The sequence below is a fragment of the Diplocloster hominis genome (genome assembly GCF_032380655.1).
Taxonomy (GTDB): Bacteria; Bacillota; Clostridia; order Lachnospirales; family Lachnospiraceae; genus Diplocloster; species Diplocloster hominis.
On record NZ_JAWDIY010000007.1, the window covers coordinates 41,518 to 60,234 of the forward strand.

Annotated in this window: 12 protein-coding genes; 2 read left to right on the plus strand and 10 right to left on the minus strand. The window is 47.4% G+C overall.

What is annotated here, in order from left to right; all coding sequences use genetic code 11:
- Positions 1-731 precede the first annotated feature (731 nt).
- The 5 genes from ABC831_RS08400 to ABC831_RS08420 form a co-directional block, all read right to left on the minus strand.
- On the minus strand, positions 732-5,141 hold the full coding sequence (locus ABC831_RS08400; protein ID WP_343247768.1) for a coiled-coil domain-containing protein: 4,410 nt from the start codon (positions 5,139-5,141) through the stop codon (positions 732-734).
- Positions 5,110-5,856, minus strand: a complete 747-nt coding sequence (locus ABC831_RS08405; RefSeq protein ID WP_343247769.1) for a DUF6063 family protein — start codon at positions 5,854-5,856, stop codon at positions 5,110-5,112. The genes ABC831_RS08400 and ABC831_RS08405 overlap by 32 nt, the downstream gene beginning before the upstream one ends.
- Complete coding sequence (locus ABC831_RS08410; protein ID WP_343247770.1) at positions 5,843-7,396, minus strand: hypothetical protein; 1,554 nt, start codon at positions 7,394-7,396, stop codon at positions 5,843-5,845. The genes ABC831_RS08405 and ABC831_RS08410 overlap by 14 nt, the downstream gene beginning before the upstream one ends.
- Before the next feature lie 46 nt (positions 7,397-7,442).
- Positions 7,443-9,068 carry a phosphoenolpyruvate--protein phosphotransferase gene (ptsP, locus tag ABC831_RS08415; protein WP_343247771.1) on the minus strand — a complete coding sequence of 542 codons (1,626 nt, stop codon included), beginning with the start codon at positions 9,066-9,068 and terminating at the stop codon, positions 7,443-7,445.
- 63 nt (positions 9,069-9,131) lie between these two features.
- A complete protein-coding gene (locus ABC831_RS08420) occupies positions 9,132-9,992 on the minus strand; it encodes a putative ABC transporter permease (RefSeq protein WP_343247772.1) in 861 nt (286 codons plus the stop codon).
- Between the two features lie 321 nt (positions 9,993-10,313).
- Between ABC831_RS08420 and ABC831_RS08425 the strand changes: the two genes are divergently transcribed.
- Both ABC831_RS08425 and ABC831_RS08430 read left to right on the plus strand, forming a co-directional pair.
- Complete coding sequence (locus tag ABC831_RS08425) at positions 10,314-10,463, plus strand: molecular chaperone GroEL (RefSeq protein ID WP_343247842.1); 150 nt, start codon at positions 10,314-10,316, stop codon at positions 10,461-10,463.
- A 1,354-nt stretch (positions 10,464-11,817) separates the two neighbouring features.
- Positions 11,818-12,303: a QueT transporter family protein gene (locus tag ABC831_RS08430; RefSeq protein WP_343247773.1), complete on the plus strand. Its 486-nt coding sequence runs from the start codon at positions 11,818-11,820 to the stop codon at positions 12,301-12,303.
- Positions 12,304-12,613: 310 nt separating this feature from the next.
- Here ABC831_RS08430 and ABC831_RS08435 read toward each other — a convergent pair whose 3' ends face one another.
- From ABC831_RS08435 to ABC831_RS08455, 5 genes are all read right to left on the minus strand, one after another.
- A complete protein-coding gene (locus tag ABC831_RS08435) occupies positions 12,614-13,729 on the minus strand; it encodes an aminopeptidase (RefSeq protein ID WP_343247774.1) in 1,116 nt (371 codons plus the stop codon).
- Between the two features lie 135 nt (positions 13,730-13,864).
- Positions 13,865-16,399, minus strand: a complete 2,535-nt coding sequence (locus ABC831_RS08440) for a hypothetical protein (protein ID WP_343247775.1) — start codon at positions 16,397-16,399, stop codon at positions 13,865-13,867.
- Entirely contained in the window at positions 16,396-17,565 is a 1,170-nt protein-coding gene (locus tag ABC831_RS08445) for a class I SAM-dependent methyltransferase (protein WP_343247776.1), read from the minus strand. Before ABC831_RS08445 ends, ABC831_RS08440 begins: the two co-directional genes overlap by 4 nt.
- A 184-nt stretch (positions 17,566-17,749) precedes the next feature.
- Complete coding sequence (locus ABC831_RS08450) at positions 17,750-17,962, minus strand: hypothetical protein (protein ID WP_343247777.1); 213 nt, start codon at positions 17,960-17,962, stop codon at positions 17,750-17,752.
- 141 nt (positions 17,963-18,103) lie between these two features.
- The gene (locus ABC831_RS08455; RefSeq protein WP_343247778.1) at positions 18,104-18,622 is read right to left on the minus strand and encodes a flavin reductase family protein; all 519 of its coding nucleotides are present in this window, start codon (positions 18,620-18,622) and stop codon (positions 18,104-18,106) included.
- Between the last annotated feature and the right edge of the window lie 95 nt (positions 18,623-18,717).

The following is an 18,717-nucleotide window of genomic DNA, read 5'->3' on the forward strand; positions in this document are numbered from 1 at the left end:
GTGGTATTCCTTCAATATGTTGGCAAATTCCGAATCATTTTATTCTATTAACCAGATCTTTCTCTCCGATTTATTCTTATAACTTTCTCACTGGTTTATCTTCTTTTTACTATAAGGCCTTTCTCGCAAGAATTATTTGCCATACCACTAACATATTGAACCAGTTTTGTTTCTGACATGTCCACGGGACTCGACCTCCTATCCATTTCCATCAAATCTACTCATCCGCTATCGCATTCCTGATCAAAGATAAAATCTGAAAACCGAACTCTTGTCTGGTCTTACTTAAGATCTTATATCTTTCACTATGGATTACTGATCTTTCGTATCGACCAGATCACTTAACCTGCTGAATCATGACATATCATCTTTCATCATCAGTTACGAATCTAAATCTTTACTGCAAATCTCTCATCTTAGTAAACTCTTGATACTTGTGATCTTTCTTTCTGACCTTACTTCTTTTCTACTTTCTGATTCCTGTCCTTTCGTTACTGATTACTTATCCTACTGTTAGTGGAACTTTCATCTCTACTGCGGAATCTTTGATCTTTGACTGCTTTCGTAGATTTTTGATTTGAAGTTGCTGTTGTCTTTTGTTGTGATTATAGTAACACTCACCTGGTAATTTGTCAATACGTTTTCACACAATTTTAACATTTTTCTTTAATTCAAATACACTTCACATAATTCACTGTGAATTGTTCTAATTTTACGAATTTATCAGATAATTATGTTAATTGCAATTGTTCCTGCTCATAGGTAATCGGGATATATTCCAGTTCCGATTCATCAGTCTGGCTGCGATAGTCCACAACAACTGTCTGCTGCCTGCCGCTGACAAATTTCTGCCCGAGAATGTAGTTTACCTCAAACCTTCCGGTTATAGCGGGCGTCGCTCCACGGGCCGGCACGATCAACTGGACATGGTTGTTTTTGAGCAGCTGGAATATGGGTTCCCAGATGTAGATATCTTTTGCCGCACCGAATGGATTATCGATGAAAATCACTTTCCGCAGCTCTACCGGATCTGTGTTTCCCGCATAAATACTGGTGATATAATTTACAACTGCTACCAGGAACTGGATATAGATCCCCTGGGACTGTCCTGTACTCCCTACCGCTTCTTCATACCTAAGATACCGGCTTTGCTCAATCATCCGTTCCCGCTTGTAAAGGTTCAGTTTTATGGCGTCCATATCTGTTACGATGACAGCGAACAGTTTTTTCCAGGCCAGCTGGTTTTTGACATATTTCAGCCTTTCATTGGGGCTTTCTATGGCATCGGCATGCTCCGCGATCTGATCCACATATCTGGACATCGCTTCCTTGAACTGCTCTTCCTGCCGGTAAGGGATCTGGAGTGTCAGTATGGAAACCGGCTTTCCGTCCAGATTGATCTTGGAGAGTTTGGGCAGGCGCTCCAGCTCTTCTTTGATATTCATGCAGCTTTGGAGACATTGGTTTTCAAAGTTATCCTTGATTTTGGACATATCTTCTATCCCTTTGCCTACCCTGTCTTTTTCCAGCTCGATGCAGCGTATGGTCTGCCTAAGCTTTTCCGTCTGGGTGTCTACTTCCGCCGCGCTCTCGGGACTTCGGATGCTCTGCTTGATCTCCTGGGCCAGATCATAAGCTCCCAGGGTTGTCAGGATCTCGGCCAGACTGTTTTTCTCTTTCAGGAACTCTTCCTGCCGCAGCGTTTCTTCCCGTTTCATTTTCGCATATTGCTTTTTCAGATCGCGATATGTTTCTTTCAGAGAAATGCCGCTTTCCAGCAATTCCTGATTTTCCGACCGGTTGATGCCTTCGGTTTTCATCATCTGTTCCATGTCTTCCTGCATGGCTTCCAGCGCATAACACTGTGAGATCAGCTCTCTTAAGCTGTTCTCGTCTCGGACCAGATCTTCTTCCAGCTGCTTCGCTGCCTTTCTGTTTTCCGACACCAGCAGTTCCAGGCGTTCCTCCGGCAGCTCCATGTCTTCGAAAGTACCGTACTGCTGCTCTATCATGATACGGGCGTGCTGCACGCTGCCCTGCTTCTTATGGTAAGTTCCCAGATCCCTGTCCAGCTGCTTTTGCAGCTCTTTTACACGATCTTGAACCCCCTGCATGGTACTGCGTATTTTAAGCAAGTCTTCCTGACTGCTTCTTTGCATTCCCACCTCGCCGTATCTGGCATCCAGCTCTTCCAATGAGACGCTGCGGTAATGAATCGCTGCTTTTGCCCGTTCCATAACCGCCTGATAGTTTTCCAACAGCTTAAGCTTATCGGATGTGTCGGAAGATTCCGTCTCGTACGCTTCTTTTTTCCCCTTGAAAATCATCTCCAGCTCACGTCTGGTATGGGTAGGTATGGATACCTCCCCCTCCCGGTTATAAGATGCGTAGACCGCTGTCCACTCTTGCTGTATCCGGTCGAGCTCCTGACCGATATGCTCCTTTTGCTGCTGCTGATGGGTTAATTCTTTTCGAAGTTTACCTGTTTGCTCCTGAAGCTTCGTAAGTTCCACTGCCTTTTCCGCCGCCTGTTTTTCCAGTAGATAAATTTTATTTTCCCCGTCTTCCAGCGCAGCCTGCAGCTCTGTCAGGGATCTCAACCGGTTCACATCCCCGGCCAGGGATTCCCGCCTTGCTTCTTCCTCTTTGCGCTGCCCGTTCAGCTGCCTGATCCGGCTGTTCAGCTGCTCCTTTTGCAGAAGATTTTGTTCTCCCTGCTGGCGAAGTATGCGAAGCTCATGATTTAATTTTTCGAACTCTTTTTGTTTTTCCTCATAGTCGGAAACAGTCTCAAAGCTCTGCAGGAATTTCAGATCTTCTTCCATGGTCTGGGTCTGCGTTTCCATGCGCAGAAGTTTCCGTTCTTTTTCCTCCAACTCTTTCTCAAGCTTCGCAGCTGCCTGCTGCCTGCGCTCTTCGTCATAATACAGGCTTTCATCCTTCGTTACGAAGGAAATCCCACGGGCATTTGTCAGCTCCTGCCCTTTTTCAACCGCAGTCAGGGACAGCACCGGGATCGCTGTGTCTCCTATCTGTGAATATTTCAGGTTCTGATCCAACGCCACCTGATCGTATCCCTCTTTGACCAGCAGGCCGTAGGGCAGCAAAGGATAGCGTTCCAGCATCTCCTTCTGGGTTTCTTCCTCCAGTCCCCCCACATATTCACATCCGATGACGGTTTCGATGCCATGAATTCTCTCTATCTGCTCTTTCAATTTCAGAACCGCTTCGGAAGGAGTAACCGGCTGTTTGTTACGCAATGATGACAGCATTTCCTTCTGCGCTTCGAATTCGCTGCGCTTCCTCACACATACGGAGAGATTGTTCTGAAACGCTTCCCGCACCAATTCCTGCCCGTTTCCGTTTTCCGGTATCTGATATATTTCTTTTATTTTGTCCAGCTGCTGCTTTTTACCACGGTACCGGCGGAAATATCCCTGACATTCTTCTTGCCTGGAAGTCAGCGATTCTTCTTTGGAGCTCTGCTGCGCGTCGCTGATCCGTATCTTGGTCAGCTGCTCTTCCAGCGTTTTTATCTCCTCTGCCACATCACGGATACGGCGGAGAGCTTCCTGTTCCTCCGCTTGCTTTTTGGTCAGCTCCTCCCCCGCCTTTTCAAGCAATAGTAGATGGGACTCTCTGTAAAGCTCTTCTATCCTTTGCTGTGTCTGCCGGTTGTGTTCCTTTTGTAATATTCTGCTGTTTTCCAGTACGGCTGCCGCCCGGTCTGTCTCCCGTTCCCGGCGAAGTCCTGCCTGCAGCTGTTCTTCTTTTTCACTGACCTGGGCTTCCACCTGTGCCAACCGCTCTTTTAAGTCTGCCGTGTCACGGTCCATCAGGATCTTCATCTGACCGGCCAGCTCACAGAGCTGTTCTGCCAATCCCTGGTTCTGGCTCTGCATACTGTCGATCGCCACCCTGGTTGACTCGAAATGGGCCTTCGCGTCCAGATAGTCCAGGTAGTCGTTGGCGGACTCCTTCTCTGTCAACTGCACGCTCCATTCTCTTTGCTCTTCCTCCAGGCCTTCCAGTTCCTTTCGGTATTGGTCCATCTTTTGTTCCAGCTCTTTCAGTCCGCATATCTCCAGAGATACGGAGGCACTCTCCGCTTTTCTCATCAGCTCCTGCCTGCGGGCGGTTACGGATTCCCGGCGCTCCTGCAGACGCTCACGTGCCTGATTCTTTTCCTGTTCCCGGTGAAGGCAGGTATTATAGGTCCGGACCAGCTGATCTTCCAGGTCTGTCCTGGCATGGTAAATATGTTTCAAAGTACCCATCCATTTCACAAAACCCGCTATCATTTCAATCTGCCGGTCATAATTGATGATTTCATTTTTCTTGCGCGACAGCTCCAGAAGCTTGTCCCGGATATCCAACAGGGTCTGGGCCATGGACACCTCTTCTTTATTTCTGTCCATTCTGGCGAAAAAAGCCTTTTGAATGATTTCCCCGATCAGGAGGTCCTCCACTACCTTGCGCGTAGTGCGGTAATTGGTCTCAAAATAGGTTCTGACATGCCCCTCCGTTTTATTGATCCCCCGGATGATCTCCCACTCGCTCTCATAGATTCCATAATCAGCCACAAAGCTCTGATACTCTCCCTTGCGCTCGAACAGCTGTACCTGGAGACTGAAATCCTTTTTCTCCAGATCCCGGAGATAATTCTTTAGTCCCTGGTAGGTGATCCGCTCTTCCCCGCTGCAAAGCGGAAGATTGCGCAGATCATTATCATTGAATTCACGATAGAATATGCAGTAATTAAAGTATTCCACCGCGGCCGTATTCCTGTCCTGGGCAGCTTCACTGCCGTTCTCCCTGGCTTTTCTGGCACAGAATCCGGTGGTCATGTACTGAAAACCATTTTTGATATGGCAGGGATTTAATTTCCATTCCACCAGCGAGTGGATGACGGTGTTGTCATTCCCGGACCGGAACAGCTTCTCGATGGGCTGTTTCTCATCCAGTGTGCAGTTTGGCAGCATGTTCTGCAGTAAAAGAAGCATCAGCACACTCTTACCGCCGCCGTTTGCCAGGTCATAGATGGTGTTTTTACAGGAAAAACGCATGACAAAATCGTCGTAAAATTGGGTACCGAAGTTATATTTTACATTATTCACCCGAATCCGGTTGATCTGCGGCATCGTCCTCTTCCTCCTCCTGATTCAGTATCTCGTACAGCCTTCCCTGATGTTCCTCATAGTAGTTGGTAATCAGCGCCTTGAATCTGGCTGTGGGATAATAACGCTCTTCGGCCTCCGCCAGCAGCTCCTGGGAGACCAGAAAATTAAACACCAGCTTGCTATAACCCCTTTTGGAGTTTCTGGATGCACGGATACTGGTTCCCTCCTCACCGGTCATGAGCGGCAGTTCCTCCCACAGCAGCGCCAGGGTCCTGAAACTGTTCTCCTCCATCTCCTTTAACACCAGGATCTCCAGATCCGCAGTCAGCTTGGCAAAGGCCGAGTCCGTATTATGGATCAGCTCCTCGACGCCCATATATTCGATAAATGTCTCACTGGCCGAATCGTGGTAGAAGGCGGCCACCACCTGATATATCAGGAAATAACACAGATAAAGTTCCCGGTTCAGACGCAGGCCCAGCACCCGTTTGAGCTCCTCATTGGAATAACCGTAGACCCGGTTTCCCTCGCCTGCCGACACATAGATGCCGCCCTGATATTCATAAAGGCACAGATTCATCTTCCCCGCCATCAAATGCACCATATCGTAGACTTCAGCGTTGGACAGATATTCTTCATAGAGCCCTCTGTTCGCTCCCCTGTCCCTGTGAATTTCTTCATTTATTAATAACGAGGATATGATATCCATGGCTTTCTCAAGATTACGGCTGTCCATCATTGTCTCTCCTTTCGAATATCAGATTCGTCACCTCAAACAGGCCCAGGATCTGAAGGCTGGTACCGGAGTCCTTTCGCACAGCAAAGGCAAGGTCCTCATATAAGCGTTCCTCTCTCTTTTCCAGAAAAGCGTTCATCCGTTCTTCCAGAAAAGTATCGGGATTCTTCCTGATCTCCCGGACCTGGTATTCCTCCTTCAGACAGAGATGGACCAAAAATGTATAGTAGTCACCGTTTCGGAAAATCCGGTTCGTATATTTCTCTTCCAGATACCCGTTCCATTCCTTCAGGGTAAAGACCGCTTTCTGCAAAAGCCAGTGGAACAGCTCCGTCAGAAGGATTTCAAAATTCTCATGGATTCTTAGTTCTATGGCTTCGTCTAAATATATGTATGTCTCTTCGACCTGCTCCCCGATCTTCTCACCGGTCTCCTGCTGGTCCGGACGGTAAGTCAGGAGATTATCCAGGTTTGGCAGATAGAAGCTTTTCTGGATTTTCAGATTCACCAGCGGCCGGACCAGCTCCCCTAAAAGGTCGGCCCGGTCCCGGTCCATCATCCGGGACACGGCCTGCCTGAAGTCAAAAGAGCTCTTAAGGGACTGGACCCGGGCTTTTACGATCCGCTCATCGGCCTGCTTCTGAAGCTGGGTACAGGCACTGAGCAGCTCGCTGTGTTTTTGCACCGCTTTCTTTAGTTCCAGTTCCAACCCATAGATGTCATCCATGGCCCGGTAATACTGACTGTTATATTCCCCGGAGGCCTCATCCTGCGCCGCCCGTTCCAGGGCTCTGTGGATCAGTTCACTGTTTTTCCGGAACAGATGCTGCTCCTCCTTGAACCAGCGCATACCCGTGTCCAGGAATTCTTCGTAAGCCCGAATACCTTCAAATACATCCTGCCCCAGTATCCGCAGCACCTCATTTTTCCTGTTCTGCAGCCGGCTCACCTCATTGTTGATGCGGCGGACCACTTCTGCACCCTGCCGGAAGTTCTGGCTGTTGATCAGCTTTTCCAGCAATAGCTGCTCCACACTGATGGTACTTTCTTCCTTGATCTCTTTTGTGTCCAGATAGAATTCCACCGCTTCGGAGGTAATGGAATAGCGCACGACACCGTTCTGGATACTGCTCTTTAACAGGCGCATCCGGATCGTTTTCTGTTTCCGGTCTGCAGGGTCAAAATAGACATAACGAAACGGTTTCCCCTCGTTTGTGATTTTGTCAAAAATATAGGAAACCAGTTCCTTGTTTTCCTCTTCTTCCAGATAGCAATCAAAATCCCGGCGCAGCAGGGCCGTGACAAAAGTCTCGTATTCCGAATAGAGGACTTCTTTTTCTTTGAAATTATTCTCTTCTATAAAAAAACGCAGAACGGCCAGAAGTATATATCCCATATCCAGCTGGTTGAATTTTCCGTCTTTATATTGGGTAAAAGACGTCTCTGCCAGCTTAAAATACGGATAGTATTTACGTATATGGCCGATCCGCTCACTATGCTCTTCGATGATCTCATGCAGCATCATATGTGTGCCTGTCATTAAATGTTCCTCCTGATTAAAGCATGGCGATCTCCTCCATGGACGTTCACCGAAGCTTCGTTTCCCTTACCTTTTTGCGGACGCTCAATACCAGGCCCGGGGATACCGAAAGCTCATCGATTCCCATGTTCAGAAATGTCTCTGTCAGTGTGAGGTCAGCGCCCAGCTCACCGCAGATACCCACCCAGATTCCTTCCCGGTGCGCGTTATCCGCGACCATACGGATCAGGCGCAGAATCGCCGGATGGTGAGGGTCACACAGCTGCTCCAGTTTCGGATTCTGCCGGTCTGATGCCAGTGTATACTGCACCAGGTCATTCGTTCCGATACTGAAGAAATCCACTTTCCTGGCCAGCAGATCGCTGATCAGAGCCGCCGCAGGCGTCTCGATCATAATCCCCTGCTCCACATCTCCATATGGGATCTGCTGCCGCTTTAATTCCTCCTGCACCTCCCGGACAATCTCAGTGATCTGATCTACTTCCTCCACGGAAATGATCATCGGATACATAATAGATACTGTCCCGTATGCGCTTGCCCTGTAAATTGCACGAAGCTGTGTCTTAAATATCTCCGGACGGTCCAGGCAGATCCGGATCGCCCGGTATCCGAGAGCCGGATTTTCCTCCGGTTCCATCTGAAAATAATCAACCTGCTTATCTGCTCCGATATCCAGTGTGCGGATAATCACTTTACGGCCCGCCATACTTTCCGCCACTTTTTTGTATACCTGAAACTGTTCCTCTTCTGTGGGGTAATCCTCAGATTCCAGATACAAAAACTCACTTCGGAACAGCCCAATTCCGCCTGCATCATTCTGCAGCACAGCAGCCACATCCCCAAAGCTGCCGATGTTTGCGTAGATCTCTATCTTTCTGCCGTCCAGCGTAACATTTTCTTTGCCCTTTAGCTGCCAGAGCAGCTCCTGTTTCTTTTTCTCTTCCGCCTGTCTGGTTTCCAGTTCTTCTCTCACCTTGGGTTCGGGCTCCAGATAGATCTTGCCATGATAGCCGTCTACGATCCCCTCTTTTCCGTCTACGGCATCATTAAGCGGAATGCTGACTTGAAACAGCGCCGGTATATTCATCGTCCGGGCCAGGATCGCAGTATGAGAATTGGAAGAGCCATGTACGGTTACAAACGCCAGCACTTTATCTTTATCCAGCTGAACGGTCTCGCTGGGCGCCAGGTCGTCCGCGACCAGGATCACCGGTTCGGTAAGTTCCATCTGTGATCCGTTACGTCCGGCCAGTATGCCCACCAGCCGTTCGGAGATATCCCGGATATCCGCCGCCCGTTCCCGCATATAATCATCTTCCATCATGCTGAACATCTGGGAAAAATTATCGCCGGTAGAGGCCACTGCATAGGCCGCGTTCACTTTCTGGGTACGGATCATATTCGTGATGGATTCCACATAGTCCGGATCTTCTAACATCATCTGATGCACCTCAAAGATCGCGGCGTTTGCTTCCCCCACTTCCTTTAACGCTTTTTCATAAAGCAAGGTTAGCTGCCGAAGCGCTTCCCCCTTCGCCCTTTCGAAACGCAGCAGCTCTTCCTGTGTATCTTCCGCGTGCTCTCTTTTGATTTGCTGCTGGTCCTTTCTGTAGACCTTTATCTTCCCTTCTGCTATCCCGCGAAAAGCCGTTTTTCCTTCATATATCTGCATATACCGGCCACTCCTTTCGATTATTTTTATTCAGCAGGACGAGCGTTCCGGTTGAATAAAAATTTATTTAGATATATTCTTGCCGTTTTTCCGATTTTCTTCCATATAATCTTTCAAACTGGCAAGGGCATCCGCAAATTTTTTCGAAGAAGCGCTGGGATTTCGTTTCAGTATCCGGTTCTTACCTGCGTTCAGCTTTTGCTCCAGAACTTCATGTTCCGCTATAGCTTCTCTCAAACGCACACGCAGCGGCTCCCGGTCCGGCCCTAACTGCAGATCCTCCAGACGCATTTTCAATTCCTGTTTCCGCACGATCCATTGTTCCCTGGTAATCTCTTTTTTGATTTCCAGCTGCATGAGCAGATCCGACATCTCTTCCTTGGCACTGGTAATCATTTCCAGAATCTTCTTCATGCCCCATGCATCTATGATCGAAACTACTGTGTCATAGATAAAATAACCGGAAATACCAAGCGAAAGAATAATGGCGGCCATATTTGGGAGCATAAGTATCAGGTTTTCAATCGGTTTATGGATCACCTTGATCAGCAGAACCGATAAAGCGCCCCAGCAAAGCGAACTGCTCATACAGATATAACCCTTGTACTGGATCTTATGGCTGCTGTAATCCCAGTATTTCACTTTGAAAATAGACTCCATCAGGGCGCCGATGGCCAGTTCCAGCAAAGTAGCCCCGATCATACCCATTAAAAAAATAAGCGGGATATTATCCCTCACCGGCAGCGTCACGAACAGAATCATGATGGCGCCTTCCCCATAAATCGGTATGAAAGGCCCCCGCAGAAATCCCCTGTTCACAAACCGGCGCTTGCTGACGGATACTACGGTAGACTCAAACACCCATCCGAAAAAGCAGTAAAAAAAGAAAAATAAGAGCCATTCATATATTTTATAAGTATACATAATCCCTCTCCTTTTGTTCTGTGCACATGGCTGTTTTTTCGCTATGAATACTTTGCGGTATTTTAGCGGTCGATGCATGAAAATAGTCAGCGAGGTATATTCGAGCCGCGCTCCTATTCTTGTTATGTAATGTGTAGTCATTGTAATGCCAACTCGCATTTCATGTGCTTTCATTCTAACATAACAGCCAAAATTATACAATAAAACAGAATTTCACCCGGATGTTATGACTATGTATACTATTGTAAATCGTATCTTGAAGGTGAAAGTTCAGAAATATTTTTAACAGGTTCGGGTTACACTATCTGTGAGGTGATGATGATGTCATATGTAGCTCCCGCTCTCCAGGAAAAGTTTGAAACCCTTTCCGTAGATCTGAAAAATGCGATACTGGAGCGTAATGTTCAGCTCTACACTCTTCAGGATCTCATTAAATGTCTGGAAGACATTGTAAATGAGGCTGAAGGTTAATATTAAAGGAGCTCTAAAAAAACTCCCTAATTAAGCATCGCCAGTTCCGGCAAATGCCGATTCTGGCGATGCTTTGTTATCGTTAGTTCTGATGAGTCTTGCAATCATCATTCCTCTCCTGACAGCTTACATAGAAGCAAAGAAATAACCGCCGTGTCCCTGAGAAAGATCGGCGGTTATTTCTGCTAATTTTTTAACTGGGGCAACCGTCTATCGGTAGCACCTTTCATACCATTATAATAGCACTTCTACGTTTACACTGCAAGATTCTCCATAAACAAACAAGTTGATCAAGTTTAGTATTCAATTACAGATTGCGGAAACTCAAGAATGTGAATACTTGTTTTCGGCAAACTACGATGATATAATAAATACGGTGCTACCAATATCGGGTATGCGGTTAGCCCTCTTACAGAGGGACTGTGACCCTCTGATTACATAGAAACCCTCCTCACTTGTGATTAGGGAATTTGTACGAAAGAGGGTGTTTCCAATGTTGACACTTGAAGGTCTGATCGCTGTTATCGGTCTTGTACTGACAGCGTTCGGACTTGGATATGCCATAGGAAGCAATCATAAATCACAAAAATAACCGCCCTCACTGCAAATGATGCGGTTATTTTTGTAATAACTAAATCAATTTGTGGCTAACCGTATATTCGGTAGCACTTCTTTATATAACTATAATAGCACTTCTACATTCACATTACAAGATTTTACATAAACAAACTTTCCATGCCAAACAAGTTGATCAAGTTTAGTATTCAATTACAGATTGCGGAAACTCAAGAATGTGAATACTTGTTTCCGGCAAACTACGATGATATAATAAATACGGTGCTACCAATATCGGGTATGCGGTTAGCCCTCTTACAGAGGGACTGTGACCCTCTGATTACATAGAAACCCTCCTCACTTGTGATTAGGGAATTTGTACGAAAGAGGGTGTTTCCAATGTTGACACTTGAAGGTCTGATCGCTGTTATCGGTCTTGTACTGACAGCGTTCGGACTTGGATATGCCATAGGAAGCAATCATAAATCACAAAAATGACCGCCCTGTCCTGAGAAAACAAGCGGTCATTTTTGATTAAACTATTTTCTTGGGCTAACCGTATATTCGGTAGCACTTCTTTATATAACTATAATAGCACTTCTACATTCACATTACAAGATTTTACATAAACAAACTTTCCATGCCAAATTTTCATGTTGCTTTTTAATCTGACTTGACTTTTCCCTTTTCCCTGCTATACTAAAAAAGCCAAAGCCCTTACAAATACTAAGGATTCATGGCAAATAATCCGTGTGTTCGAGACCTTCCACACGTAAAACAAAACTAAAGGAGATTAAAAATGAAAAGCAAAAAGGTAGTATTTATCACCCAGGCGGCCATGATAGCCGCTGTCTATGTCGTGCTGACACTCGTATTCGCCCCGTTTGGTTTCGGGCAGGTCCAGTTTCGCATCGCGGAAGCTCTGACCATCCTTCCCATGTTCACCCCAGCCGCCATACCCGGCCTATTTGTGGGCTGTCTGCTTGGAAATATTCTGGCAGGTTCCATTCTCCCCGATATCATTTTCGGCAGTCTGGCTACGTTGATCGGAGCCGTGGGTTCTTATCTGCTGCGGAAACACCGCTGCCTGGTGCCTCTGCCGCCGATCCTGGCTAATATCCTGATCGTACCATTTATTCTGCGCTATGGGTATCTGATTATTTTACCGATCCCGTTTATGATGCTGACTGTGGGCATTGGAGAAGTTGCGTGTTGCGGAATCCTCGGTCTTGTATTAATGTTCGCACTGAACAAATATAAGCATCTGATATTTAAGAATATGTAAAGAATATTTAAGAATATGTAAAGAATATTTAAGAATATGTAAATGAACCGAGTGTCACCGGATACGTGCAAAATAATACAGCCCTGGTAAGCGGACTACATATCCTGACATATCGTTACTGCCGGACTGCCCTGCATCTTGTGAATAGGTTCCGGGGCTGTCGGGAAATAAAATTTGCCTGCCAGATATTGATGTGAAACCTGCAATCATATTCCATATCTGGTATGACTTGTTCATTTCCAGACAGCCCCGGAATTTTTTTCAATCAGATCCTCTCTCGGGGATATGTCTTACGCCCTGAAGATGTGTCTTACATCAGATTTTCCGGGTTTAAGCACTCCAGCTCGGGAAGCATGAACCTTCCGTCCTTACGGATCAGCATATCGTCAAAATAAATCTCCCCGCCGCCGTACTCCGGCCTCTGGATCAGAACCAGATCCCAGTGGATCGCCGACTCATTGCCATTGGGTGCTTCCTCGTAGCAGTTTCCCGGTGTAAAGTGGATGGACCCCATGATCTTCTCATCAAACAGGATATCCTTCATAGGCTCCAGCACATACGGGTTCACACCTATGGCGAACTCTCCCACATATCTGGCTCCCTGATCCGTATCGAAGATCTGGTTGATTCTGGTAGTATCATTGGCCGTGGCATTGATAATTTTCCCGTTTTTGAACTCCAGACAGACATTTTCGAAGGTAAATCCCTGATACGGCGAGGGGGTATTATAGGAAATCTTTCCGTTTACCGAGTCTCTGACCGGAGCGGTAAAAACTTCTCCGTCCGGGATATTCATCTCTCCGGCACAGGGGATCGCGGGAATATCCTTGATGGAAAAGCTTAAGTCCGTGCCAGGCCCCGTGAGACGCACCCGGTCGGTGCGATTCATCAGTTTTACCAGTTCCTGCATGGCAGTGAGCATTTTGGAATAATCCAGATTGCAGACTTTATAATAAAAGTCCTCAAAAGCTTCCGTGCTGGTATTGGAAAGCTGGGCCATGGACGCGTTGGGGTAGCGCAGGATCACCCATCGGGTCTTGGGAACACGGATTTCATGATGCACCGGGGTGGAATACAGCTTCTCATACAGTTTCATTTTTTCCGCCGGCACATCCGCCAGCTCTGATGAGTTGGCAGAACCCCGGATGCCGATATAGCAGTCCATTTTGGACATTTCCAGAGCATCCACCTCAGCCATCAGCTTCATCTGTTCTTCCGTACAGTTCAGCAGGATCTCCCGCTGTACGCGCTGTCCGGTGAAATGAGCGAAAGGGATTCCCTTTGCCTCATACACTTCTTTGATTACAGCCCGGGCCAGGTCTTCTGTGTCTTCTCCGATATAGTGAATATAGACCTTGTCATTTTCCTTTACCTTGCAGGAATACCGGACCAGATTCCGGGCCAGCTGTTTGATTCTTTCATCCATTTTAGTTATCCTCTTTTCATTCTTCCCACTCATATCTGCCTGCTAAAAATCAGGATACCCTGTAATGCCGCAGGCAGTCATTCGTTTTCATAGATACAGCCCGCAGTATTACTAGCTGGGTATTTCTCTGATCTATTATTTCACAGAACTGATAAATACATTCCCCGCAGCCTCAAACATTTCCGCTGAAGCCTTTAATCCTTTTTTCTCGATCGAACCGCTGGATGGGTTCATATAGCTTACACTCACCTCATCGTATCCCATCAGCAGCACCGCATTGGTCCCGTCGATCATGCCGATCACCGGCGCGCCGTTGCTGATATAATAAAAGGTCTCTTCCAGAGTACAGCCGGTCAGATCCACCGCGCGGTTTTCCAGCTGCTCGTTCAGAATATCTACCGTCGACTTCCCGCTGTTTATAAATTCCTGAGAATTAATATAAATCTCCTGTCTCTTCAGCATAACATCCAGGCATACGGAAAGGCTGGTTTTTCCCTCCTCGACCGTTTCCGCGGAAAGGTCGGAAAGCTGGGTCCGAAGCTTACGGTTGCCCCGCTCCCACACATATTTCTGATTATCCGCCACGACTACACCCATGATCTCATCCGCCAGACGAATCGCCGGACCTGCCTGCGCGCAGACGGCCTGCAGCCTGCCTCTTCCATAGACATAAAATCTGCTGCTGGGATCGGCCACTTCTTCCAGCACTACTTCTCTGGAATCTTCGAAAAGGACTTCCTTCGGGTGCAGAAGCTTGGGTTTTGTGTTTTCCACCGGCCACAGAAGGGAGATCTGATACACCGTCTCCTTTAATTCCGACACATAGCTGCCGGCATTTACTTTCTGTTCCTCCTGCGACGAATTGGTCATGATATAATCTTCATCCGTCCGGGTATATCCGCCCGCAGTGCGTTCCACCCGATACAGAGTGATTCTGTTGTTGTTCACAGCCGCATCCGAGATATACAGACCGGAATCACCATAATTCAGATCTTTGGCGACGGCACCCTTCTGTCCTGCTTCCTCATTCAGAATCACCAGCCGGTACATAGGGAACAAAATATTCCCGGTTACTTCCGTCTCCAGATCTTCCTGCCGGGCAGCTCCGTACATGAAATCCGTATCAACGAATCCAAGGGCCCGGATATAATCTCCTTCTTCCGCGTTTACCGTATGTTTGAACCCGTTTTCCAGATCCATAACCGTAATGCTGGTGGAGTGGTACGGATCGTTTTGTTCCTGCCAGGCGAACAGACGGTTGTTCTCGGACACGCTGTAACAGCCTTCTTTGATACCGGAAGCCAGTGTCTGACTATTTCCCGAAGCCAGATCGATCTGATAGAGGCTGCCGTTGATCATCAAAAACAGTTTCCCCGCCTTATTTACATAGGAAAGAACTCCCATATCCTGATCTAATAATTGATAGGATTTTGGACTGCTGATAAACGCGGTTTCCTCAATGGTATTCGACACACTGCTGAATTTGTAGACACAGACACCGGATTTCCCCTCATGGCGTCCCCGGTTCATGTATCCATAGACCATGAAATCCGTATTCCCTTCCTCGTCCACGTCTATGATCTTGATCTCATGCTGGTCACAGGAAGCCCGCAGGTCTTTTCCGTCATAGAAACTGAACACCCGTGACATCTTATCCTCGGTCTGATCATACTGCCACAGTTCCCGTTCCTGGACAAAGCTGATCTTATCTCCCTTTTCATTTGTTTTAAAATCTATCTCATGATCCCGGATTCCCAGATAAATGGACTGTTTCCCGAACTGGGCGCCTTCCTTGTCAAACACCTGCTCCATGGTCCGGTCATAGTCCAGCAGATACATCCTGTCCTGGGTATAGCGCACCCGGAAAAACTCGGACACATGATAACTCTCTGCGTTACCGTTTTCATCCGGGGCCGTTACCATATATTTTAAAACGGCCGAGGTGGCGGTGGGGCTGATCTCCTTTATGGACACTTCCACATCCCCGGTCCTTTCCGCTTCCATTCCTCCCCAGTTCACCTGCGCCAGCTTACTGTGAATGGTCACGTGCTGGAACGTGGAATTATCTCCCTGGGAATTCGGTTCCAGATATTTGGATATGTCAAAATCCGCCTCCTCTTTTTCAAAAGTGGCGTCACTAAAAGACTGCATAAAGTCCACACAGTCCTTTGCATGCATCTCCTCATCGCAGACAATGCGGGTATAGAAGTCCACCGTCGCATCTTCCGTTTCCACGATGAGTTTTAATATATATTCCTGTCCCTGCTCCAGCAGATCCTTGATCGGAAGAACCACCCGAAAATAACCGTCACTTTGGGAAAAATCCATGACCTGCGTATCTTCCACCAGACGGGTCGTGTCAATACTCCGCACTTCGTAGGAAACGCTTCTTATCTCATTGCCGTATTCCTGGATCAAAACGGCAAGCTTCCGGTCCTGGGGCAGCGGCGTGATGGAATCCCGGACATAATTGGCGTCCATCTCCTGGGTATAGCCCTGCATACGGTTCACCTGCATGCCCTCTACTTCCGTATATGCCACGGGCAACGTAGCCGACGCCATCTCTGCCGTCAGGCCGGCATTCCCTTTATCTAAAATGCTGCTAAACGCAACGATTCCACCTGCGAACACAAGCAGCAGCACGACGACCCGAATCAGTAAATTCTTCATTTGATCTTTCCCTTCACTTCAGATTGTTCACACAGCAACCTTTCCAAAGAAGGATGAACCCCCAGAAAATCCCGGCACGCCTCATACCGCTCCGGGCTATTCTCCATTTTACGCGTTTTCACAGCCCGAATCAACAGATTCTTCGGTGTATGTTCCATGTCGATAAACTCCAGAATCTGCACCCGATATCCCTGCTGCTCCAGAAGCTCTGCCCGCAGCGCGTCGGTAGCGAGCGCCGCGATCCGCTCCTTAATAATCCCGTACCGGAACAGCGGCTCCAGAACATCGCTTCCCATCTGCCCGTTCAGCTCATGCTGACAGCAGGGCACCGACAAAATCACCTTTGCGTTCCACCGGACTGCCTTGGCCAGAGCAAAATCCGTGGCCGTGTCACAGGCATGAAGGGTCACCACCAGATCCACTTCCGATACCCCTTCATAATCCGCGATATCCCCCGTCAGAAAATCCAGCTTGTCGTATCCGTACCTCCGGCTTAACTGATTACAATGGTCAATCACATCTTTTTTCAGATCCAGCCCAATAATCCGTATATCATATCCTTCCAGTTCTTTCAGATAATAATACATGGCGAAGGTCAGATAAGATTTTCCGCATCCGAAATCCAGGATCGTTAGCTGACGTCCTTTCGGCAGCTCCGGCAGCACATCCCGGATAAATTCCAGAAACCGGTTGATCTGCCGGTATTTATCATATTTGCTTTTAACCACGTTTCCTTCCCGGGTCATGACACCCAGATCCACTAAAAAGGGAACCGCCGTTCCTTCGGGCAGCACATACTGTTTCTTGCGATTATGGGACAGGTCCCCCTGCTCTTTTGCCTGTTTCAGACGCTGCCTCTTTACAGTTACCCTGCCCTTTTTGCTGACCAGTACACTCACGCTTTCCAGCTTCGTCTCCGCCTGCAGCTGCTTAAAACAATTCTCCATTTTTTCCAGGACATAGGCTCTCACCTGATCTACGTCCAGATTCTGATGGAACACCTGATGATTCCGAAATTCTTCTGCCTGAAAAAACAACTGCTCCCGCCGAAGCATCGGCCGTATTTTTATCTTTGTTAAGTCCTGCGTGCCCCTGGCTTGGCTCATCGTCACCTGTATCAAATCTATATTCATTATATCCTGCAAAACCAGCCTTAATTCCTCCATAAAATCTCCTCTGCTGTATCCTCCATCCAAATATTTCCACCATCTGAAATGATTCTTTTGCTCTCTATTGTAATAGTTTTCCCGAATTCTGTCTACTGGCGTTTTGCTTTGCGTGTTATGAGTGTTTTGTGTGTGTTTTGCTTTAAGATTTATTTTGGGATTTGTTTTCTATAGGACCGGTAAATCATGGAACCGTATAAGTACGCACTTCTGTCTGCCTGATGTTTCCGTAATTATCAGTCAGGATGCTTAGGATACGGATGGTATCACCTGTTTTGCAGTCGTTCAGCTGGTCTTGGAATTGAGCGTAGACATAGCAGTTGCTCATTACCGTTTCCTGGTAGTCGGCCGGGTTGATGTCCAGGGGTTTCTCCAGGATCGTGCGGTCGTTTTGCATCACGAGGATTTGCCATGCCGCGACCCCGCCCGAAGGGCATGCATTAAGGGATGCTGTAAAGTATACTTTTAGGCGCAGTGAGTTGCAGAACTAAAAAGCCCCCGGAATTGGATCTGCCAGTCTCCCGGGGGCAAAATAGGTTTAATCCGCTGTCTGATCACGCACCAGAACTTTTTGGATTTCCGCGATATACATGGTGTGGTAATCCTTGGCAGGATACCATTTTTCATCATTTTCCGGAGCATCAAAATTCTGCGGAGGCATCTCAGCGTGATAGAGACGTTTACAGACAAAAATCATATCCGCCTCTTCAAATGCGGCAGTCTGATCCATAAAACAGGGCGTCAGTCCGGCACATTTCACCTTGTCCTCCTCTCTGCCCGATACACTGCCGCAGATATTCAGCGCTTCCCGGTAATCTTCACTAAAAAATGCCACCGTAAAAGTGTCGCCGGCGTCCACAAATTCCTTCGTATATCTGCTCTCCCGGATGTAAACCGTAACGGTATTCTTTCCCCACAATACGCCCACACCGCCCCAGCTGGCTGTCATCGTATTAAATTTTTCTTCCGTTCCGGCAGTAATCAGCATCCATTCCTTCCCAATTTTCGTAAATGGATTAAACAATAGCTCCTCCGCTTTTATCTCCGTGAATCCCATTCTTCATCCCATCCTTTCCGGCTGTTACAATTTAATTTTTGATTTTATATTTTATTATATCATATCCCATTTATTTTCCAAAGCATTCCCGGTGA